Source organism: Shewanella sp. H8 (assembly GCF_040285065.1).
GTDB lineage: Bacteria > Pseudomonadota > Gammaproteobacteria > Enterobacterales > Shewanellaceae > Shewanella > Shewanella polaris.
Genome location: NZ_CP157213.1, coordinates 3,715,110 through 3,737,741, shown reverse-complemented (window position 1 = coordinate 3,737,741; position 22,632 = coordinate 3,715,110). Strand labels below are relative to the sequence as shown.

Genomic DNA, 22,632 nt, shown 5'->3' with positions numbered 1-22,632 from the left:
TACATGGAGTTTAAGACATTGAAAGCAATATTCAAACATCTGTTTAACTTTTTAGTGTTATCATCAATATCATTCGCGGCCAGTGCTAATGTTGTTTTGGTTGATGGACATGTTAGAGCTATGCCTGCGAGTGTGCCTAATACTGCCGCTTATTTTACGTTAGAAAATCATAACAACAGCGATGTTAAGTTAGTTGAAGTGAAGACCAGTGCGGCAAAAGTAGCACAGTTACATACCATTGTTGAAGAAGATGGCATGGTTAAAATGCGTCAAGTTGAAGGGTTTATAATACCGTCTCACGGTTCGTTAACGCTTCAACCTACGGGCAATCATGTGATGTTATTGTCGTTAACCGCACCATTGGCTGTTAATGATAAAGTCCCTTTAGAATTAATTTTTGAAGATGGTCAGCATCTTATGATTGAGCTTATGGTGCTTAAACAAGCCGGTACTGATCATGATGAACATGCAGAGCATCATCACCATCATTAAGGAGCAATATTGATGCAAATAACAAGGAATAAAATTTTAAGCGTGGTTGGGGTGCTTTTTTTAGTACTTTACTTTGTGAGTGTGTGGTGGAGTATTGAACCCGATCCCATTAAACCGGTATCGTCGCAAGCCGATAACGGTAACGTCATTGTGGGTTATGCGACCACAACGTCACTTATTACCACCATGGAAACCTTGCTGGATAAACCAGGTGGTTGGCTATCAAATGATATTATGCCTCCGTCGGTAATGATGGATAATATGCCTGCATTTGAGTTTGGGGCACTAGAGCAAGTACGTGATTTAGCATTAACGATGCGTAAAGAGTTTAGCCGTTCACAGTCGCAGTCGACTGCTGATGCTGATTTACTCGCTGCACATTCTAAACTAAACATTGGTCATACTAGTTGGTTGGTGCCAAGTGCTGAAGGTGAGTATCGCGATGCGATTAAATTATTGAAACTTTATCGTGCTAAAATCAGTGATGCTAACAACAATAATGCTCAGTTTTATGCTCGTGCAGATAATCTGAATGAATGGTTGAAAGAAGTTCAGAAACGCTTAGGCAGTATGTCGCAACATTTATCTGCCAGTGTGGGCCAAGAACGATTAAATACTGATTTAGCAGGTGATAACTCTGCGCGTCAATCTACACCTGGTTTATCAAGTAATGAAATTAAAACTGGCTGGTGGAAAATAGACGATGTATTTTATGAAAGCCGTGGTTCTGCTTGGGCATTATTGAATTTTATGCGAGCAATTGAAATTGATTTTGCCGACGTTTTAGAAAAGAAAAACGCTGAGGTCAGTTTACGTCAAATTATTCGTGAACTTGAAGCTACTCAGCAAACAGTTTGGAGCCCTTTGGTTCTTAATGGAAATGGTTTTGGTTTAGTCGCTAATCACTCGTTGGTGATGGCTAATTATATTTCGCGTGCAAATGCCGCGGTAATTGATTTAACTAATTTACTCTCACAGGGATAATGATGAAAAAGACTCTTCTTGCCACAGCTGTCGTGGGCCTTTTAAGTATGTCATCGGCTCATGCGGCAACTGTATTAGGTTTTAAAGTCGGCGCTGATTATTGGCAGGCCGACACTACAAATTCATTTAATGATGATAGCGGTGTTGCTCACAGTTTTGATGATGATTCAGCACAAGGCAGTATATGGTTTGCTATTGAGCATCCACTTCCGTTTGTACCGAATGTTAAAATTCGTCAGAATTCGCTCGAATCGAGTTCGGACATTAGTAACGCTGACTTTACCTTTAATGGTAACTATTTTTCTGGCGATGTATCAGTTACCAATGACTTAAATAATACAGACTTTATGTTGTACTACGAAATTCTTGATAATGATTTAGTGTCAGTTGATTTAGGCGCTGCATACAAGTTAATGAGTGGCTCATTACGTGTTAATGATGCTGGTCATCCTGAAGAAGTGGATATCGACAGCGGCGTTGTGATGGGTTATGCCAGTGCACAAGTTGGCATGGTTGGTTTAGGTTTGTTTGGTTTTGCTGATGTGTTGTTAGGCATAGATGAATCTAACGTATATGACTATGGTGCTGGTTTAGGGTGGCAGTTTGATGGATTAGCTGTTGATACTTCTATCCGTGTTGGTTACCGTGAGTTTAACTTTGATGTGAGCAACTTTTCTGATGTATCACAAAATACAAGTTTTAAAGGTGCATTTGCTGGCGTTGAATTAGTTTTCTAACACCGCATAATGTGAATGAAAAAACCGCCAAATGGCGGTTTTTTTTGTGGGCGAAGAATCATTACTGTTGAGTAATTAATCCATTGTTAATTGAGATGATATCATCTTCGTTTAACGTACCTGCCGCCTGTTTCAGCGCTAAAATAGAATTGATATAGCCATAGCGGGCTTCAGATAGTTGACGCTTTGAATCGTATAAATCACGAGTACGGTTTAATACGTCAACAATAGTACGAGTACCGACTTCAAATCCAGCTTGAGTCGCTTTTAACGCACTTTCAGATGAAATAACTGACTGCTCATAGGCTTTGATTGAGCTGATAGACGCATTAACATTGTTAAAGTTGTTACGTATATTTTTGGTCACACTACGATGAGTTTGTTCTAGCTTCTCGCTTGCTTCAACATACGCAAATTGTGCCTGCTTAACCTGTGATGTCACAGAAAAACCTTCAAAAATAGGGATACTTAACGTCACACCTACAGACGTTGTATTATAATCAGAACCAGGGTTAAGTACTGAGGTATTATCATAACCAGCGCTAAGGCTTAATGATGGCATGTGGCCAGCTTTGTATAAGCTAATGGTTTCGTTGGCGATATCTTTTCCGATACGTTGAGTCATTAAATCAATGCTACTGTTTTCAGCCATTTTCAACCAATCAGATGATAAGGCCGGTGAAGGCTTTCCTGCCGAAAAACGGTCAGTATCAAGAATATTAATCGACTTATGATCTATTCCGGTAATTTCGCGTAACGCTTCATAGCTATTGTCTAAGGTATTCAGTGCTAGAATTTCTACTGCAGAGGCTAAGTCATATTGAGCTTGTGCTTCATGAACATCAGTAATAGCAGTTAAGCCTACAGCAAACCGTTGTTTAGTTTGTTCAAGCTGGCGTTCAATTGCTGCTTTTTCAGCACCTTGGAATTCATAGTTATCTTTGGCCGTTAATACATTAAAATACGCGGTAGTGACACGAGTAATAAGTGACTGTAATGTTGATGCATAAACAGAATCTGCTTGCGATGCCGCCATTTCAGCTAATGTTAAACCAACCCACGCGCTATGATTGTAAATGACTTGGCTTAGGCTAACACCACTGATAACTGTTTCACTGTTACTTGAGTTGCTTGGGTCATACCAAGATTTAGCATAGCCAACACTGGCACTGACCGTTGGCAGTAACGGTGCGCGGTTTTCTTCAATACTTTCATATAATGCATCACGTTGTGCTTTAGCTTGTAAAACAATAGGGTCGCTAGTGAGTGCTTGTTGATAAATTTGAAGTAAATCATCAGCTTGCGCCGCTGGTGCTGCAATAGCAAATGCTAGTGCTGCGTATAATGAACCAATTTTGAATTTCATTTGCTGCCCTTTTAGACAATTCCTCGGTAAAATGAGGTGTTGATTAACTAATAAATTTTTTCATGCCCTGCGCTAAATTAATGATTTATCATATTTACAATATCAACGCGGCAATCAGTGTTAACTTGCTTGTTTAATGAGTATGCCCAGTTTTTTACAGATATATAGTCATTCAATATCGATGACTAACAGCTTACTGCATCATTACTACTGATGATTAATTACTAACCACTAAAGTGTTTACTGCATTTGTTACACTACTGACTTATTACATTACTTATAACTTTACTTAATAGTAGTGATTTTTTCATTTTCAAGTCAAATTTGAAGTGTAACAGATTTTATTTTTTTTCAGCTGACTTTTGCATCTGTAGTGTCAAATGCTTAGTTATTAATTATGCTAATTTGAACTGTTAAAATGAATATACTGCTTACGTTTTAATCGACAAGGATAAATATGTCTGAGCAATCTACTATAACTACCTTTGATGCTGACTCTGGTTTCAGTTTGATATCCAAGAAATTGTTGTACAAAGGTTTTTTCCAGTTGGAAGAATACACCTTTAAACATAAATTATTTAAAGGTGGCTGGAGCGGCGAAGTCACTCGCGAAGTTTTTGAAAGAGGCAATGCCGTGGTGGTGGTGCCTTATGATCCGGTTCGTGATGAGGTCGTGTTAATCGAACAAATTAGGGTTCCTGCATTAGTAACTACTAAATCAATCTGGCTTCTTGAATTGGTGGCAGGTATGATAGCGCCCGGCGAATTACCTGAACAAGTCGCTGAACGTGAATTAGCCGAAGAGACTGGATTAAGTTTATTGGATTTAACCTATATAAACAGTTACTTGTCTAGTCCTGGTGGCACAACTGAGCGTTTTTACTTGTTTTTGGGGCATGTTGATACAACCAATGCCGGCGGAATACATGGTCTTGAACATGAAAATGAAGATATTCGTGTACATGTAGTGAGCAGGCAACAAGCTTATGAATGGATTAATAATGGTCGTATCGATAATGCCGCGACGGTATTAGGCATCCAATGGTTGATGCTAAATTACCAAAAAATTCGTGACACACTTTAGTTATTGAACGTGATAATGAGTAAGGTAGGAATGATTGAGTGGCAAAGTTTATCCTAAATAAAAAGCAAAAATACCAACCTAATGTCAGTGATTTTTTAGCTGTCTGTGGTCGAAATTATGCGCATATTTTAAAATGGTTACCCGAGCAAATCAATGTTAACGAACCTTGGCAAATTAATGGCAAATTCGGAATGTTGTCAATTAATCTAATTGAAAATACTAAGTATACTCAGTTAGTTGAAATATCACGTCCAATCCCAAATGGACATTTTTTTAAATCTCCCAAAGTAATTGTCCGTGTCTATCATGATGCACAATTAGCAGAAGTGTTAACTAGCCAACAGATTTATCGTTTAAAGCCCGTGTATGATTACCCGAATATACATATGCATCATAGCGATGAAAAATTTCAGGTGAATGCATTCCTTGAAGAGCTGTTGAAGATTGGGTCTCTGAGTGTGACTTACCAATCATAGCTTTTTTATTATTTATACCAGGTTAGGAATTTTTAGTGCTTAAAGAAGCAGTCCATTATTCTATTGCTGAAAATGAACCCGTGCGATTAGTCCAAGTGACCGATCCGCATCTTTTTGCCGATCCTGAAGGTCAATTACTGGGTGTGAATACGGCACAAAGTCTCCAAGCTGTTCTGAATACGTTCATCGCAACCCAATATCCCGCTAATATTTTGTTGGCAACTGGCGATATTAGTCAAGATTACTCCCCTGAGTCCTATCAACACTTTGTTGAAAAAATTGAGATGTTAAATCTGCCTTGCCACTATCTACCCGGTAATCATGATGACCCAAGGTTGATGAGCTTGCGTATGCAAGGTGAGCAGATCTTTGGCCAACAAAGAGTCATTATTGGTAATTGGTTGATACTCATGCTTGATTCTACTGTTCGAGGTAAACCTGGCGGCTATATGGGCGAACAACAGTTTGCCTTGATAGATGCTGCAATTAAGGATGAACCGAATAAGCATGTGTTGTTAGTGATGCATCATAATCCTATATTAATGCAGTGTGCTTGGTTAGATCAGCATTGCATGATGAATGGTGAAGACTTTTTGCAACGAACAAGTCGCTATCCGCAAGTGAAAGGAGTTCTTTGGGGGCATGTACATCAACAAGTGGATAATGTTCATTTTGGAGCGCATGGTCCTATTCCATTAATGGCGACGCCATCAACCTGCATTCAGTTCAAACCGGCTTCATCGTATTTTGCATTAGATAATCTTCAACCCGGTTATCGTTTGCTGGAGTTGGCATGCGATGGTAGCATTCGTACTAACGTGTACCGTGTGCCAGGAAATCGATTTGCACCTGATAATGAGGCCAGCGGATACTAGTTTAGCGCGTCATCTTATTTTGTAAGGGACGTTTAGTGCTACTTAATCGTCTCGCGAGGGAATATGCTGCTTTATATACATGGTTTTAATAGCTCTCCGCGGTCAGACAAGGCCGTTCAAACCGCACACTATATTCAGCAACATTATCCACAAGTCGATTTTTACCAACCACAATTACCTTCTTCACCCATCGCAGCAATGACATTATTGTGCAACATTACTGAACAAGCTAAACAGCAAGGGCAGGTATTACGCTTTATCGGTTCATCATTAGGCGGTTATTTTGCGAGTTATTTAGCTGAAATGTATGGTGGAAAAGCCGTTTTGGTGAATCCTGCGGTAAAACCGTTCGAATTATTTGAACAGTTTATCGGACCCCAATATAATCCTTATACTAACGAACATTATCAGGTGTTGCCGATACATCAAAATGATGTCGCTACGTTTAATACTCATGTGATCCGACATCCAGATCGTTTTCTTGTGCTGTTGCAAACTGGTGACGAAGTGTTAGATTATCGACAAGCGCTACATAAATACCATAGCTGTGAATTACATTTAGAGCCGAAAGGCGACCACAGTTTTGTCGGTTATGAACAACAATTAGACAAAATATGTAAATTTATTCAGTTGTAACCTTATACCGTTACAAACAACGATCAATTTGGGCTAACTTTGGCTCTATTTAACTCCAAATGTGTGGATTATGACCAACCAATATACTTCTGATGCTATTGAGGTCCTCAATGGACTTGACCCGGTAAAACGCCGTCCAGGCATGTATACCGATACTTCTAGACCTAACCATCTTGGGCAAGAAGTCATTGATAATAGTGTTGATGAAGCATTGGCGGGGCACGCGACTAAAATTGACGTTGTACTTCATGCTGACAACTCCCTAGAAGTGACCGACGATGGCCGTGGTATGCCTGTGGATATTCATCCAGAAGAAGGCATTCCTGGAGTTGAACTTATTCTAACTAAACTGCATGCAGGTGGTAAGTTTTCCAATGAAAACTACCAGTTTTCAGGTGGTTTACATGGCGTAGGTATTTCAGTTGTTAACGCCTTATCCACCCGAGTAGAAATTACGGTTCGCCGAGATGCTCAAGTGTATGACATGGCATTTGAAAACGGCTTCAAAGTTGAAGAGTTGGTTGTTACGGGTACATGTGGACGTCGTAATACCGGGACTCGAGTGCATTTTTGGCCCGATACCAGTTATTTTGATTCACCCAATTTTTCTGTCAGTAAGTTAATTTATATCCTACGGGCGAAAGCGGTATTATGTCCTGGTTTGCGGATCAAATTTACCAATAAGCAAAATGGTGAAGTACATGAGTGGTTCTATGAAAGTGGCTTAACCGATTACCTTAAAGAAGCCATAAAAGACTCGGTTTTATTACCAGAAGAGCCGTTTGTTGGCAGTTTTAAAGGCAAGTTAGAAGCCGCTGAATGGGCGATTACTTGGTTACCTGAAGGTGGTGACAGTTTAAGTGAAAGCTACGTCAACTTAATACCAACTCCATTAGGTGGTACTCATGTCAATGGCTTTAGACAAGGTTTACTTGAGTCTATGCGTGAGTTTTGTGAATTCCGTAATCTTGTTCCTCGAGGAATTAAATTATCGCCCGATGACATTTGGGATCGTGCAGCGTTTATCTTATCGATAAAAATGCAAGACCCACAATTTTCTGGGCAAACCAAAGAAAAACTCTCTAGTCGTCAAAGTTCTGCATTTGTGGCAGGCATTGCACGAGATGCATTTTCTTTATGGTTAAATTCCAATACAGAATTAGCCGAGCAGTTGGCAGAACTGTGTATTGGTAATGCACTGCGTCGCTTAAAAGCAGCCAAGAAAGTCGCGCGTAAAAAAGTCACCTCAGGCCCTGCACTACCAGGCAAGTTAACGGATTGTAGTGGCCAAGACCCTATGCGTGGTGAATTATTTTTAGTGGAAGGTGACTCTGCTGGTGGTAGTGCCAAACAAGCTCGAGACCGAGAATTTCAAGCGATTATGCCATTAAGAGGCAAAATTTTAAATACGTGGGAAGTAGATGCCTCACAAGTGTTAGGTTCGCAAGAGGTGCATAATATTTCGATTGCGATTGGTTGCGATCCTGACAGTGAAGATATTTCAGAATTACGTTATGGTAAAATTTGTATTTTAGCCGATGCGGATTCTGATGGACTACATATTGCGACACTATTGTGTGCGTTGTTTTTAAAGCATTATCGCGTATTGGTGAATCATGGGCATATCTATATTGCTATGCCGCCACTATTTCGTATTGATGTCGGTAAAGAAGTTTTTTATGCTTTGGATGAGGCCGAAAAATCCGGAATTTTAGATCGTATAGCAGCAGAAAATAAGAAAGGTAAAGTGCAAGTGACTCGCTTTAAAGGTCTGGGTGAAATGAACCCCTTGCAATTGCGTGAAACCACCATGGATCCGAATACACGACGCTTAGTACAATTAACCATTGATGATGCAGATGAGACTGTGGCATTAATGGATATGTTACTAGCCAAAAAGCGTGCTCCGGATCGTAAGAGCTGGTTAGAAAGCAAAGGTGACTTAGCGTTACTTTAGTTGAGTTTTAATGCCAATAAAAATAAATAACATAAGGCAAAGAATAATTAGCATGCAGTATATTAGATTGCGATCCTACGTTAACCATAACGGTAAATTAGCCTTTATGGGAATACTCTTTTTAGGCTTGTTTCCGATTTTTGCTTCAGCAGCACAATCTGTGATAATTACGGTAACAAAAGGCTTTGGTTTAAGCTTATATGCTTCTGATTTAGGTGATATTAAGCAAATGACCGTGGGCGATAACGGTACTTTATTTGTTGGTTCACAAAAAAGTGGCACCGTGTATGCGCTAATCGATAGTGATCAAAATGGACAAGTCGATAAGCGTTACCTTATCGCCAAAGGCCTTGATTATCCTGAGGCTGTCGCTTTCCACAACGGCTCGCTATACGTTACCGAGGATGATCGCATTATTCGTTTTGATGAGATTGAATCTCGATTACGTAGACCTGGTCGAGCGCGTGAAGTCTATTCTAATTTACCCAGTTTAGATAAAAAATACACTCGTTCTATGCGCTTTGGCCCTGACGGACGTCTGTATGTTGCTATTGGCTCACCATGTAATGTCTGTGAATCCCCGATGCCATTTGGCAATATTTTGGCTATAAATGTCGATACCGGTGCCAGTGAACAAATTGCTTTTGGGTTGAGAAGCGTTACCGGTTTTGATTGGTCACCTGTAACTAACAAATTATGGTTTGCTGATTTAGGCCGTAATTGGATGGGTGATAATATTCCTGCAGATGAGATTAATCGTGTAGACATTAAAGGTAGCCATTTTGGTTTTCCTTATTTGCATGGCACCGATGTGGTTGAACCTGCATATGATAAACCCGAAAACTTAAATATTACGGTTCCCGAATTTGAACTACCAGCACATGTTGCGCCAACGGGATTAAGTTTTTATCGGGGTGAGCAATTTCCTCAACGCTATCATCAACAGCTTTTTGTGGCCGAAAATGGCTCGTGGAACCGCTCAAGTAAAGTCGGCTATCAAATTGTGATGCTTGATATTAAAGATGAAAAGGTTATTAAACGTGAAACCGTGGTGAGCTTTTTAGATGGAGAGTTTCCGGTTGCACGTCCGTTTGATGTTATTAATGCGCCAGATGGTGCTATGTACATTTCAGATGACCTAAAAGGTAATATTTACCGTCTGTTTTATAACGCACCTGAACAATCACAGGAAATGAAATAATGAGTGATGCGATTGAATTAAGTCTTGATGGGGTAGAGCAAATGCCGCTAAGGCGCTTTACCGAAGAGGCTTATTTAAATTATTCCATGTACGTGATTATGGATCGTGCCTTACCGCATATTGGCGATGGCTTAAAACCCGTCCAACGCCGTATTATTTATGCCATGAGCGAATTAGGCTTATCTGCACAATCTAAACATAAAAAATCTGCCCGTACTGTCGGTGACGTTTTAGGTAAGTATCATCCACATGGTGATAGCGCATGTTATGAAGCCATGGTGTTAATGGCGCAGCCATTTTCTTATCGATATCCACTCGTCGATGGTCAAGGTAACTGGGGGGCGCCAGATGATCCTAAGTCATTTGCGGCAATGCGTTATACCGAAGCCAGATTATCAAAATTCTCTGAAGTGTTACTGTCGGAATTAGGTCAAGGTACCGTCGACTGGAGCCCTAACTTTGATGGCACCATGAAGGAACCTAAAACCTTACCAGCACGATTACCGCATATTTTGCTTAATGGTATTACCGGTATAGCTGTGGGTATGGCAACAGACATTCCACCACATAACGTTCGTGAGTTAGTGTCAGCCTGTGTTGAGCTTATTGATAACCCTAAAACAGATTTAGCGCGATTAATGGAGTTAGTGCCTGGTCCTGATTATCCAACAGAAGCCGAAATTATTACCCCAAAAGCAGATATTGAGCGGATTTATGATACTGGGCGTGGTTCAATTAAAATGCGTGCTGTTTATCGTGAAGAGCAGGGCGAGATCCTTATCACGTCATTACCGCATCAAGCCAGTAGCGGTAAAATTTTAGAGCAAATCGCCAATCAAATGCAGGCAAAAAAATTGCCGATGGTGTCTGATTTACGTGATGAGTCTGATCATGAAAATCCCGTTCGGTTAGTGATTGTGCCTCGGTCAAATCGTATTGATTGTGATCAATTAATGACCCATTTATTTGCCACGACAGATCTTGAAAAAAGCTTCCGAGTGAATCTAAACGTATTGGGGCTCGATGGCCGTCCACAAGTTAAAGGTTTAAAAACGCTGCTAACTGAATGGTTAGAGTTCCGTATGACAACCGTTACACGTCGCTTGCAGTATAGGCTTGATAAAGTGTTAGCTCGTTTACACATTTTAGAAGCCCTAATGGTAGCTTTTTTAAATATTGACGAAGTGATCGAAATTATTCGTTTTAACGATGAACCGAAAGCCGAATTGATGTCACGGTTTAACTTGTCTGATAAACAAGCTGAATCCATTTTAGAATTAAAATTACGTCATCTAGCTAAGCTTGAAGAATTTAAGATCAAAGCCGAGCAAGACGAGTTAGCCGCAGAACGTGACAAATTAGAATTGTTATTAAGCTCAGACCGTCGTTTAAAAACCTTGGTAAAGAAAGAATTGATCCAAGATGGCGATAATTATGGTGATAATCGTCGTTCACCTATTATTGAACGTATTGATGCCAAAGCACTGACTGAGCAAGAATTAACCCCAACAGAGTCTGTCACTGTAGTGTTGTCAGATAAAGGCTGGGTACGTTGTGCTAAAGGTCATGATGTTGATGTTGAGGGCTTGTCGTACAAGTCGGGAGACAGTTACTTATGCAGCGCCATTGGTAAGAGTAATCAAGCCGCGGTATTTATTGACTCCACTGGTCGCGCATTTGCGACAGACAGCCACACATTACCGTCGGCACGAAGCCAAGGTGAACCAATTACCACACGCTTTAATATGGCGCCAGGCGCGACTATGCAACATGTATTAATGGGTGCCGATGAGCAATTTTTCTTGTTGGCAACCGATGCAGGTTATGGGTTTATTTGTGCTTATCCTGATTTGATCAGCCGTAATAAAGCGGGTAAGGCGCTGCTAAACTTGCCAACAAATGCACTTGTGTTGTCACCCAAATTAATTAACAAAGCCGCAGATCAATCTTTATTAGCAATCACCTCAGAGGGGCGCATGTTAATGTTTAATCTTGATGCTTTACCGCAGTTATCAAAAGGTAAAGGCAATAAAATCATTGGTATTCCGACAGATCGGGCTAAAAATCGTGAGGAAATATTATTGCACCTAAGTGTGGTACCTCAAGATGCATCTGTTACTTTATGGGCGGGTAAACGTAAATTAACCTTGAAACCAAGCGATCTAGAGCATTATAGAGGTGAACGCGGGCGTCGGGGAGCTAAACTGCCAAGAGGCTTGCAACGGGTTGATAGTGTTGATGTCGATGGTGTTTACGACGACAGCGAGTCAGCTGTAGATGGTTCTACTGATACGTTAGATTAATTGTTTATCTAGGGTGTGATTGTGATTCTATGCGATTGCACCAATATTATTTTTAACGTTAATATTGTGTGAATATCTTTACGATGTGCTTACTTGTCCAGATGGTGTTGGACTGGTAAGCCGATAAAAAATGAGCAAAAAAGCTGCTCACATGAGCAGCTTTTTTTATTAACAAGAGGCTAGGGTCTGTTGATCTTTGCAGGTTAAATTTTGTTCGAGATAAAAACGTTTTAATCGAGGCGAGCGGATTGCTGCCTAGCAATCTAAGCTAAATTCGCTCAACAAAGAGTAAAACGTTTTTAGCCGAACCCTTCGGGCAGCGTTTGTTGGTCATTTTTACTACGTTATCGACTTTTTATGTAGAATAACTACATCACAAAGTCTCTGCCTTGTACAAATGACCAACAATTCGCTGCAAAAACAACCTTGAAAGATCAACAGGCCCTAGGTTAAGCCACTTCATAGAAATTAGGTTCGTACTCTAGCTGAGTCTGAATGATGTTAGTTGCCATTCGCGCACATTTACCACATTGATCAGCAACACCCAAACGCTTTTTCACGTCAGCAAGTGAGCAATCACCTTGGCTTACGGCAGCTTTAATTTGAGTATCAGTGATGGCATGACAAAGACAAACGTACATTATAGAAAGCCTCTTCATTCAAAAATAGGTTGAGCTAAGAAAGTAATCTTATTCTAAATGAAAACCGTTATCATTAGCAATAACTTTTTATCGATTATGGCGATCATTTTTATTACAGTTTGATCTATCTCATTTTTTGATGAAGAAAAAAGGGGGCTGTCATCTTAATTTTAGCGACCAAATAGCCGAATTGAGATAATTCTGAAAGTATTGGCAGCTAGGCAGCACTTCAATCATTATGACTATGCAATAACAATGTAAGTTGTGCAGGCCCTAAGCTTCAATATTTAAATTATTTACCCAAACCATCCATTATAATCCGTTGTTATCGGCATCATTGTTGCCTCCATGGCTTTGTCTGGATAATTACTGAATATACCATCTACACCCATCGTTTTTAATGCCTTAATATCATCAGCATTATCAACGGTAAATACAAATACTTTACCACCTCGTTGGTGGGCATCATCAACAATCGCTTGATTAACAAAACTCACATCAAGATTAATTGAATAAGCATTCAGTGTCGTCACGATTTGAGCTAGATCTAACGGTACACCCGATATTAACGGGGAGATAACCGCTCGTGGCAAAGCTCGTTTTATTTGAGCTAAATCAGGATGGTTAAATGACGATATTAATAGCTGTTCAGGAGTAAAGTGAAGCAGTTTGAGAGCTTGAGGGTATAAACTAATAAAGGACTGTACGCAGCCAATCCCTTTTAATTCAATATTAACGGTGCACAAGCCTTTGCTTTTAGTACTTACCCGTTCGAGTACTTGCCACAGCGTAGGAATCGCTTGTCCACCAATGGTACATTGAGCCAGTTTTGCTTTGGTGGTTAAGTGTATTAGCCCTGTACCAGTAGATTTACCTTCTAAGCGGCGATCGTGAAACACCACTAATTCATCCTCTACGCAATGCACATCCAGTTCAATAGCATTCACACCCAAGTCGAGGGCTTTATCCATAGCGACTAAGGTGTTTTCTGGTTCATAACCGCTAGCGCCGCGGTGAGCAAAAACGAGCATTAGGAGTCCTTAATTAATATTCCTATTAACCTTTATATAAGCCAGTATCTTCTTTAGATGACTGATTAATGTGAATTTCCATTTGTGGATAAGCAAGTTCGACATTATTTTCTTTAAGCTTTTTAGTAATAAGTTTATGTAAGTTGTGACGTAAAGGCCAACGAGCGGACATGTCTTTGGCATACGAACGAATTTCATAATCTTGTGTATGTTGACCAAAGCCTGCAAACCATACTTCAGGTTCTGGGATAGCTAATGATAAGTCACATTCTCGCACGGCTTGATGAAGTAACATTTCAACTTTAGCAGGGTCAGCATCACGAGATACCGATACATTCACGATCACACGAGTGATCTGATCGGACAACGACCAGTTAACCAATTGTTCAGTAATAAAAGCTTTGTTAGGCACAATAATTTCTTTGCGATCCCAGTCGACAATCGTAGTGGCTCTGATTTGGATTTTACTGACCGTTCCTGAGAGATCGCGGATAGTGACGGTATCGCCAATACGAATGGGTTTTTCAAATAAAATGATTAAACCAGAAATAAAGTTAGCAAAAATTTCTTGTAAGCCAAAGCCCAAACCCACAGAGAGCGCCGCAACGAGCCACTGTAATTTTGACCATTCCATGCCAAGGGTCGAAAACCCAAGCAGTATGCCAAAAAACACCACTAAATAACTGCTAACGGTAGTGATGGCAAAACCGGTTCCTGGCGATAAATCTAATCTCTGCAACAAGGTAAGTTCTAGCAAGCCAGGGAGGTTTTTAGCAATTACTAACGTGAAACCAACTAACATGAACCCAAATAAAATTGACTTTAATGTAATGGGTACTTGTTGCTCAATGCCATTTATATTGCTATTGGTGGTCCATAAGGTAATACCGTCTAAAAACGTGAATACCGCAGTATGCGTTTGCGCCAATATGCCTAATAAACTGGCGAAAAAGGCTAGAATCAAAATTGATCTGACCAAGCCCAGTGATTGGCTAGAAATCGTTTCTAAATCAACAATGGGTTCTTCGTAGGTTTCTATCGGTTCATTGTTGTGTAATTCGCCTTTTTCACGTTGTGCTAAACGTTCCGCACGCTTGGCTTTGGCGCGGTCAAACGCGATTAAGCGGCGCTCAATCAGCATCCAACGTTTAATTAACTGATAGGTAAGTAAGAAGCCCAAACCTAATAATACCGATATCTGTAGCTGTAATAGAAGTTGAAAAGCCGTGAAGTAGTAGCCGATACCCGCTAAAATAGCACTAAAAATAGGGGTGACGATCAGGATTAACCATACTGCTTGTTGAATAATCGCCATGTTAGTGGCACTAGGCTTATTTTTACGATATTGGCCAATAAGTAACATGATATCTTTATACAGTCGGCACAACAAAATACAGAAAATGATAAATGCACCACGGCCAATACTGTTGCGTACTAATGAAGTATCTAAAGCCTCGGTAAAGCCCATTAAGCCAATTAACGGTGCTGATACCAGTACAAATGAAGCCATAGTCTGTTGTGCTTGTTTGACAATTTTTTTCGGTCGTCTGAAATGACTAATTAAAATCCCTTTATCTAAGGTTAATAAGAAAAAGAATTGGTAAATCAGAAAACACACACCAATGGCTAAAATGCCGACGCCCACAGCATGAACCATATTTTGCTCTGAACTTGAGAAAATAATCCCTGCGACTATTAACGGTAAGGGTTTTATCAAGGCATACACTAAACTGATTATGAGCGTTTTGATGGTGTACTTAAATTTATCTTGCGTCACATTGCCCACAAACACAGCATAACGATTAAGCGCTTTATTGAACTTAGGTGTCAGCATGTCTTGTGCCATTAAACAGCACAACAATAAAATGCCCCACCAGGCCCAATAATTACTTTGTTCTGACCAAGCTTGTTGTAATGACTGCCACTGATTTGATTGCAGTAACCAAACACTACTGTGGCTTAAATCAATTAACCATAATGCGCCAATACTAGGAGCGTTAGGTACCCAAAATAAATGTTCGTTAAGGGTATTTTTTAATGTGTCATGTAATTGATTTAATTGTTCATAGCCAATACGTAATTTAGCAAATTCAGCTAAATATTGATCATAACTCTGCAGCAATTGCTCTATCAGTATCTGTTGTGATTGCAGTAACTTGTTTTGCGTTTCTGAAAAAGTTTCGCTGTCATCGAGCTGTTGACTATTTAATGCTTGTTGCTGTTCTAATTGATAGCGTTCTAGTCGCGCATCCGCTAATTCTGTTTGCAATTTATCAAGATTGGGTGGCTTAGGTAATGATTGCAGCATTTGCAAGAAACGGTCACCGAATGCTGAATTGGTTTTAACCCAAGTGATTTGTTCAAGAACATTTGAAAGTTGTGCATTTTGTGATTGATAGCGCTTTTCAATTCGTTGTTGTTTCTCTATTGCTGCTTTGATTTTGCTTGTCAGTGTTTGTAATTGTGTTGCATAGCGCTGATTTAATTTACTTAATTCTAGCGACCACGGGTCGGCTAGCTCTTGGGTATCAATTAAATTGTTGGCTATGGTATCTGCGGTTTGTTGCTGACGAGACGCAATATTGTATTTGTTAATCAGCTCAATAAAGTCTTCTTGTTGTTCTAAAGATAATCTATTGAGTTGTTGTTGAAGCTGAGTAATTTCTAATTGCTTAGGGTTAGCTAAGCGTTCAGCTTGTAAGGTCTCAATTTGTTGTGTTAGCAGTGCAGACTGAAGATTATTACGTTTACCCAATGGAGTATCAATTGGCACTTGTTGGGTTTTATTATGCTGAGTTAAGGCATTTTCGGCTTGAGTAATTAACTGCGGTAATTGTGTTTGGCGTTGTGAAATTACACGTAACTGCTGATTTAGGCTCGACTCAGTTTCTTTTAACTCCGATAGACGAAAATAAGCCATTGAAGCTTGCTGATCAAGCGCGATATCCGCATCAAGATTCAATGCTACCTGAGCTTCACGAAGTTGCCCTGCAAGCGATAGCTTGATTTGGTTGTTAGAGCGTTCAATTTTGCTATAGGTTTGCTGTTCTATTTGCAGCTTTTCAATGCTGCTTTCAAGTTCTGCAATTTGAGATTGTATATCAAGCGGTTGATTTTCGGGTTGGCTATTAAGCCCCAAACGTTTATCTAAGGTCAGAGGGGTATTGGCCAATACAGGAATCGACAGTGTATTAACGATAAGGAAACACAGGCATAAACACGCTAAACGAAACATAATATTTGGCTCAAGTTGGAGTTCGGCCATGTTAGCAAATTTACGTGATTATGCTCGCTTTTTTTGATGACTTTGTTGAGTTTCAAATAAAGCCGTAGCCACAATAATTGTGCCACCAATAATGGTTCGGATTGTGAGTTGTTCATCTAAGACTAATAGCGCGAGCACTGCACCGTAAAATGGCTGTAAACATGACACTAAACCCACTGTTTTGGCGCTTAAATAAGGCAGTGCGGTAGTAAATAATGTGTGGGGTAAAGCTGTGAATACTACGCCCAGTAACAGTATCAATCCCCAAGTCGTTTGGCTAATATCTTGGGGGGAGACACATCTTGCCAAGGGCTTAACAGTAAAAAGTGATTAAGGTTTGATAAAACATCGCATGGGGTCCACTGTAATGCGAAAACACCCGTTTATGGAGTAAGTTTCTGGCAGTAAATAATGCTGTTGAAATGATACCCACTATAATACCTAAGGTAATGTCATTATCTAAGTTGGCTTCAGGGATCAACAGTATCACCCCTATTAATACCGTCATACCGGATATCACATCAAGTAGCTTTATTTGAGTTTTATTGATCAAGGGTTCGATTAACACTGTCATGACGGGATATGTAAAAAAAGCAATCATGCCAATGGCGACAGAAGATAACTGCATGGCAGCAAAGTAGGTTACCCAATGTAGGCAAACTAACGTCCCTAACGCTAAGGCCTCCCAATAATCTTGGCTGACGTTGTAATCTAAGTGGGCGTTTGGTGGTTTTAATGATTATGGCGAGCACGATGGCGGCGATAATACAGCGTAAAAAGGTAATGTTAAGAGCGCTAAGAGGAATAAGTTTAGAAAATAAAGCCGTACCACCAAAAAGTAGTACGGCTAAATGTAATTCAACTAACCCAGAGTGGGGTTTAGTTACCGTCATATTAATTACTGTTGGGAGAGTTTCGCGAAAGGTTGACCCATGCGCGAAGTTTCACCTGGTTCGACGCCATCAGCAAATGTATCAATGGCATCTTGGGCAAATAACATCACTACCGTGCTTCCTAACTTAAAGCGACCCATTTCGACGCCTTTTTCTAGGGTTAATGCTTCTGGCCCTGTTGTTGGATAATCCCAGCTAAAGACTTGCTTACCGCCTGGTGGGGTAACTGTACCAGACCATATAGTTTCAATGCTGGCAACAATGGTTGCACCAACTAGTACCATCGCAAGCGGGCCTGCTTGGGTTTCAAATATTGCGACGACACGTTCATTACGGGCAAACAGTCCTGGCACATTTTGCGCGGTGAGTGGATTCACTGAGAACAAATCACCTGGCACGTATGTCATTTTTGATAATGTGCCGGTAATTGGCATATGGATGCGGTGGTAATCTTTGGGCGCCAAGTAAATGGTTGCAAAGTCGCCACTATCAAAGCGTGCCGCATCAGCCTTATTACCACCTAATAATGCTTCAGAGGTATAACTGTGACCTTTGGCTTGGAAAATATTGCCAGCTTCAATTGGGCCGCATTGACTTACAGCGCCATCAACAGGGTGCACCATAATATTGGTGTCTTGGCACAATGGTCTGAGTTCAGGTTTTAACGCTCGAGTAAAAAATGCATTGAATGTTTTATAAGCTTCTGGCTCAGACTGCAATGCTTCTGACATATCAATTTTGTATTTTTTGATAAACCACTTAATCCCCGCCGTGGTGATCGCGCCTGCTTCAGCTTCAGCAAACTTACCGACTAAGCGTGATAGAAAGTGTTTTGGCAGCATGTATTGCAAAGCAATTTTAATTGAGTCCAATGTATTTCCCCTTTCTCTAATCTGGTTGAACTATAAACTTAATGCTATAGATTCTACAGGCTTCTATCTGTAATGAATATTATTCATCAATTGCACGGAAATGCCGAGCATGACGTTGCTCATCTAAACTGGCAATAATACGCTGATAATTACTAAAGCGATCTTGAGTAATTTTTCCATCAGCTAATGCTTGTTGTAAAGCACAACCTGGGTCATCGCCATGCTTACAATCGCGAAACTTACATGTTCCTAAAAACTCTCTAAATTCAATAAAACACCAACCAACCCTGATGGCGTCTAAGTGCCATAAAGCAAATTCACGTATACCCGGTGAATCAATTAAATCACCGCCGCTGACAAAATGCAGTAACTTGGCTGTGGTTGTTGTATGTTGGCCCAAACCTGAGTTATCGGATACATCGCCAATTAACAATTCTGCTTCTGGCATTAAGGCATTAATTAAGGACGATTTCCCCACGCCAGACTGACCAGCAAAAACACTGACTTTGTTATTGAGCAACTCTTTTATATTTTCAACACCTTCGCCCGTATGGCTACTGACTCTATAAACGGGATAACCAATATCTTGGTAACGTGTTAGAGCTCGTTCGATTTCATCACGATTAGTATCATCTAATAAATCAATTTTATTGAGAATGATGATCGGTGGAATATCGGTATCTTCAGATGCCACTAAATATCGGTCAATTATTTGGGTGGTAAAGCTGGGTAACACCGATGACACAATTAAGATTTGATCGATGTTGGCAGCAATAATTTTTACGCCGTCGTATAAATCTGGTCGAGTTAACGAAGATGTTCGGGGATGAACGGCGATAACAATGCCACCGATACTGGAGCCAGATTGGACTTCTGTCGCTAATCTGACCACCACTTTATCACCAGTGACTAAACTAGTCACTGCGCGGCGAATATTACACCGTGAGACAATTCCGTCTGCAGTTTCGATGTCGGCATGCTGGCCAAAGCGAGAAATAACCACTCCAGCTTGCTCAGGGCCTAAGAGGTTATCCTGTAATTCAGCATGTTGAGTGTCATCGTCACCACGCTTTAATCGCTTGGTTTGATTCGCTCGCATTCGGCGTAATTGGCCTTGGCTTAGGGGTTTCTTTTTACTCACTGGCTTATCTTCATTAAATAGGTGTTTTTTTGTGTGTCAAAAAAACAGTATGATACACACTCTTTTATAAAAATGCCTGAATTTAGGCGACAGATAACATAAGGCGGCATAAATGGCTGTTGATGCGAATAACCTCATTTGGGTTGATTTAGAAATGACAGGCTTAGAACCAGCAGTTGATCGAGTCATTGAAATTGCAACCTTGGTGACAGACCAAGAACTTAATATCATTGCCCAGGGCCCTGTTCTAGCCATTTATCAAACCGATGATGTACTAGCTGGGATGGATGATTGGAACCAAAAGCATCATGGAGAGTCTGGCTTAGTGGACCGAGTTCGTGCGAGTAAATGTTCTGAACAAGATGCAATTGAACAAACGATTACCTTTTTAGCTCAGTATGTACCTAAAGGCGCATCGCCAATGTGCGGTAATAGTATTGGTCAAGATCGTCGATTTTTGAATAAATACATGTTGGAACTTGAAGAATATTTTCATTATCGTAATATTGATGTTAGTACCATCAAGGAATTGGTTCGTCGTTGGAGCCCTGAAACCATGAATGGCTTTAGTAAGAAAAATACCCACCAAGCTTTAGAAGATATTAAAGAGTCTATTGCTGAAATGCAGTTTTATCGCAAAGAAGTATTTAAAATTTAACCAATTGAACAATTTTCTTTAAAAAGGGGGTTGCAGCATAGTAAAATTTATCTATAATGCGGCCTCAACTTTCTACAGAGCGCCAAACTCTGAGTCATAGAAAGTTGTAATGAAATTTGAAAGTACGCGACATTAGCTCAGTTGGTAGAGCGATACCTTGCCAAGGTATAGGTCATCAGTTCGAACCTGATATGTCGCTCCAAATTTCAGCATGATTTTGTAATGCGACATTAGCTCAGTTGGTAGAGCGATACCTTGCCAAGGTATAGGTCATCAGTTCGAACCTGATATGTCGCTCCAATTTTCTACATGATTTTGATACGCGACATTAGCTCAGTTGGTAGAGCGATACCTTGCCAAGGTATAGGTCATCAGTTCGAACCTGATATGTCGCTCCAAATCACTTCCCTAGTTTGAAATACGATACTTTTTTGCTTGCCAAGTTCAAGCTAGAGGTCATAAAGCGGTCATCAGTTCGAACCACTTTTTATTTATAAAGAAACGTCGCTCCAAATCATTTCCTCTTGTTAAATCCTCCATTAATTACCTTTGTGTCACTAAGCTCAGCTACGTTTTTAGGAAATACAATACCTATCTTTTTCAATCTAGACGTCGTATATGATCATCCGTTCGAACCATTATTGAGAAACGTATAGCTCGATCTACATTTTTTAATGGCCATCAATCCGAGTCTAATTCAGCCTGAACCTTATTATTGTAATAAATTTGCACCATTTGTGTTTGAGCAAATCGTTTTGCAATCAACAAATAAGTGATCTAGTACTCACTTCTTCATGGATCTCTAAAGTAAGAGCATATTGGTGAAGTAAAACATGATCTGGTTCAAATCATTTACTGCTGTAATCTTTGATAATCACCTTAAGAAATATTTTCCTAAGATGTTTGGGCATTAAACGAGGTTGAGTGTTATGCGGTTCCAACAGCTAAGTGAGCTACTTGATTATGTTGCTAATTGTCATCTTGATATGGAAAAGTTATATAAGCGTTTAGATAATAATGCAGACTCTTCTAGAGTGAAAATGATGTTGGATTATTTTCAACAACATCAACGGCATACATATGAAACGTTAGAGCGCTATATTGAAGGTGCACCATTAAGAATATTAAATACTTGGTATAAGGACATTACTTTCGAAGACTTCAGCAAGCGCTGCGCGGAGACAATGTTACCTGCCAATATGGATGAAGAGGCTGTGCTCGAATTACATCTTGATCTAGAAAACCGTCTTATTGCGTTAGTTGAAAAAACCGCAATGAGCAGTCCAACAGAAGAAATTAAAAATACATTAATGGATTTAGTACGAGTGACAAAAACTCAACAACACCGTTTAGTTCTTAGCACACTTCGTATGGATGACATTTAAACGGCACATTGAAATTCTGATTTATCTTCCTGAAGTGTAAGTTTGCCAGCTATCCCCAGTAGCTGGTTTTTTTATTAACAAAAAATAACCACTAGAACAGTGGGAGTTCCTCGGTAACTTCTGGTATATTTAGCTTTCTTGTAACTCTTTTTTATGGAAGCTGACTTTTCACATGACATTGCTGCTCAAAACCCTTGAAAATGAACAAGCTACTGTAGCTCTAGGGCAACAAATTGCGCAGTGGATTGTGCCGCCACTAACTATTTACCTTACCGGTGATTTGGGGGCAGGCAAAACAACGTTAAGCAGGGGGATTATTCAAAGTTTAGGGCACCAAGGGACAGTAAAGAGCCCAACTTATACTTTGGTTGAACCTTATGAGTTTAGTGATATGGATGTCTTTCATTTTGATCTATATCGATTAGCTGATCCCGAGGAACTAGAGTTTATGGGGATCCGAGATTACTTTACAGACAGAAGTGTCTGTCTGGTTGAATGGCCTGATAATGGCCATGGGTTACTCCCTAAGGCTGACATACATTTGCATTTGCGTTATAAAGAATCTCAAAGACAAATTGAATTACAAGCCTTATCCCCTGCAGGGCAGGCAATTATAAATAATATAAAATAAAATA

General features: G+C 40.0%; 19 protein-coding genes, 3 tRNA genes and 1 pseudogene. 16 read left to right on the top strand and 7 right to left on the bottom strand.

Going from position 1 to position 22,632, the window contains the following annotated elements:
- Window positions 1-3 precede the first annotated feature (3 nt).
- From ABIS04_RS16160 to ABIS04_RS16150, 3 genes are read left to right on the top strand one after another with little or no spacing between them, the layout of a single operon-like run.
- Window positions 4-492 carry a copper chaperone PCu(A)C gene (locus ABIS04_RS16160; RefSeq protein WP_137225423.1) on the top strand — a complete coding sequence of 163 codons (489 nt, stop codon included), beginning with the start codon at window positions 4-6 and terminating at the stop codon, window positions 490-492.
- A 12-nt stretch (window positions 493-504) separates the two neighbouring features.
- Window positions 505-1,476, top strand: a complete 972-nt coding sequence (locus tag ABIS04_RS16155; protein WP_137225425.1) for a DUF2333 family protein — start codon at window positions 505-507, stop codon at window positions 1,474-1,476.
- A gap of 2 nt (window positions 1,477-1,478) precedes the next feature.
- Window positions 1,479-2,213: a TIGR04219 family outer membrane beta-barrel protein gene (locus ABIS04_RS16150; RefSeq protein WP_140235638.1), complete on the top strand. Its 735-nt coding sequence runs from the start codon at window positions 1,479-1,481 to the stop codon at window positions 2,211-2,213.
- 61 nt (window positions 2,214-2,274) lie between these two features.
- On the opposite strand, the gene tolC is transcribed toward ABIS04_RS16150, so the two are convergent.
- A complete protein-coding gene (gene tolC, locus ABIS04_RS16145; protein WP_350431710.1) occupies window positions 2,275-3,579 on the bottom strand; it encodes an outer membrane channel protein TolC in 1,305 nt (434 codons plus the stop codon).
- A 457-nt stretch (window positions 3,580-4,036) separates the two neighbouring features.
- Between tolC and nudF the strand changes: the two genes are divergently transcribed.
- The 7 genes from nudF to parC all read left to right on the top strand — a co-directional run bounded on the left by nudF (window position 4,037) and on the right by parC (window position 12,111).
- Window positions 4,037-4,663, top strand: a complete 627-nt coding sequence (gene nudF, locus ABIS04_RS16140; RefSeq protein WP_350431709.1) for an ADP-ribose diphosphatase — start codon at window positions 4,037-4,039, stop codon at window positions 4,661-4,663.
- 38 nt (window positions 4,664-4,701) lie between these two features.
- Window positions 4,702-5,139, top strand: a complete 438-nt coding sequence (locus tag ABIS04_RS16135; protein WP_350431708.1) for a DUF1249 domain-containing protein — start codon at window positions 4,702-4,704, stop codon at window positions 5,137-5,139.
- Window positions 5,140-5,174: 35 nt separating this feature from the next.
- Entirely contained in the window at window positions 5,175-6,014 is an 840-nt protein-coding gene (gene cpdA / locus ABIS04_RS16130; protein ID WP_137225433.1) for a 3',5'-cyclic-AMP phosphodiesterase, read from the top strand.
- Between the two features lie 63 nt (window positions 6,015-6,077).
- Complete coding sequence (locus tag ABIS04_RS16125) at window positions 6,078-6,650, top strand: YqiA/YcfP family alpha/beta fold hydrolase (protein WP_137225435.1); 573 nt, start codon at window positions 6,078-6,080, stop codon at window positions 6,648-6,650.
- A 70-nt stretch (window positions 6,651-6,720) separates the two neighbouring features.
- Window positions 6,721-8,607, top strand: a complete 1,887-nt coding sequence (gene parE, locus ABIS04_RS16120) for a DNA topoisomerase IV subunit B (protein ID WP_137225437.1) — start codon at window positions 6,721-6,723, stop codon at window positions 8,605-8,607.
- A 106-nt stretch (window positions 8,608-8,713) separates the two neighbouring features.
- Window positions 8,714-9,808 carry a sorbosone dehydrogenase family protein gene (locus ABIS04_RS16115; protein ID WP_254693778.1) on the top strand — a complete coding sequence of 365 codons (1,095 nt, stop codon included), beginning with the start codon at window positions 8,714-8,716 and terminating at the stop codon, window positions 9,806-9,808.
- Window positions 9,808-12,111 (top strand): DNA topoisomerase IV subunit A, encoded by a 2,304-nt coding sequence (parC, locus tag ABIS04_RS16110; protein ID WP_140235139.1) that lies wholly within the window; start codon window positions 9,808-9,810, stop codon window positions 12,109-12,111. Before ABIS04_RS16115 ends, parC begins: the two co-directional genes overlap by 1 nt.
- Before the next feature lie 449 nt (window positions 12,112-12,560).
- Here parC and ABIS04_RS16105 read toward each other — a convergent pair whose 3' ends face one another.
- The 6 genes and pseudogenes from ABIS04_RS16105 to rsgA form a co-directional block, all read right to left on the bottom strand.
- On the bottom strand, window positions 12,561-12,752 hold the full coding sequence (locus tag ABIS04_RS16105) for a bacterioferritin-associated ferredoxin (RefSeq protein WP_137225444.1): 192 nt from the start codon (window positions 12,750-12,752) through the stop codon (window positions 12,561-12,563).
- Window positions 12,753-13,048: 296 nt separating this feature from the next.
- On the bottom strand, window positions 13,049-13,783 hold the full coding sequence (locus ABIS04_RS16100; RefSeq protein ID WP_137225446.1) for a glycerophosphodiester phosphodiesterase: 735 nt from the start codon (window positions 13,781-13,783) through the stop codon (window positions 13,049-13,051).
- Window positions 13,784-13,808: 25 nt separating this feature from the next.
- Complete coding sequence (locus tag ABIS04_RS16095; RefSeq protein ID WP_371833608.1) at window positions 13,809-17,048, bottom strand: mechanosensitive ion channel domain-containing protein; 3,240 nt, start codon at window positions 17,046-17,048, stop codon at window positions 13,809-13,811.
- Window positions 17,049-17,066: 18 nt separating this feature from the next.
- Window positions 17,067-17,941: pseudogene (locus tag ABIS04_RS16090) on the bottom strand (DMT family transporter).
- Between the two features lie 5 nt (window positions 17,942-17,946).
- On the bottom strand, window positions 17,947-18,813 hold the full coding sequence (asd, locus tag ABIS04_RS16085) for an archaetidylserine decarboxylase (protein WP_350431707.1): 867 nt from the start codon (window positions 18,811-18,813) through the stop codon (window positions 17,947-17,949).
- A 79-nt stretch (window positions 18,814-18,892) separates the two neighbouring features.
- Window positions 18,893-19,954 (bottom strand): small ribosomal subunit biogenesis GTPase RsgA, encoded by a 1,062-nt coding sequence (gene rsgA / locus ABIS04_RS16080; RefSeq protein ID WP_140235136.1) that lies wholly within the window; start codon window positions 19,952-19,954, stop codon window positions 18,893-18,895.
- A gap of 112 nt (window positions 19,955-20,066) precedes the next feature.
- On the opposite strand from rsgA, the gene orn reads away from it, so the two are divergent.
- The 6 genes from orn (at window position 20,067) to tsaE (ending at window position 22,628) form a co-directional block, all read left to right on the top strand.
- Window positions 20,067-20,612, top strand: a complete 546-nt coding sequence (gene orn, locus ABIS04_RS16075) for an oligoribonuclease (RefSeq protein WP_140235135.1) — start codon at window positions 20,067-20,069, stop codon at window positions 20,610-20,612.
- A gap of 126 nt (window positions 20,613-20,738) precedes the next feature.
- Window positions 20,739-20,814, top strand: a tRNA-Gly gene (locus ABIS04_RS16070).
- A gap of 22 nt (window positions 20,815-20,836) precedes the next feature.
- Window positions 20,837-20,912 (top strand) — tRNA-Gly (locus ABIS04_RS16065).
- A gap of 22 nt (window positions 20,913-20,934) precedes the next feature.
- Window positions 20,935-21,010: transfer RNA gene (locus ABIS04_RS16060), tRNA-Gly, on the top strand.
- Between the two features lie 531 nt (window positions 21,011-21,541).
- Window positions 21,542-21,997: a hypothetical protein gene (locus tag ABIS04_RS16055; RefSeq protein ID WP_137225456.1), complete on the top strand. Its 456-nt coding sequence runs from the start codon at window positions 21,542-21,544 to the stop codon at window positions 21,995-21,997.
- A gap of 172 nt (window positions 21,998-22,169) precedes the next feature.
- Window positions 22,170-22,628, top strand: a complete 459-nt coding sequence (tsaE, locus tag ABIS04_RS16050) for a tRNA (adenosine(37)-N6)-threonylcarbamoyltransferase complex ATPase subunit type 1 TsaE (protein WP_137225458.1) — start codon at window positions 22,170-22,172, stop codon at window positions 22,626-22,628.
- Window positions 22,629-22,632 lie beyond the last annotated feature (4 nt).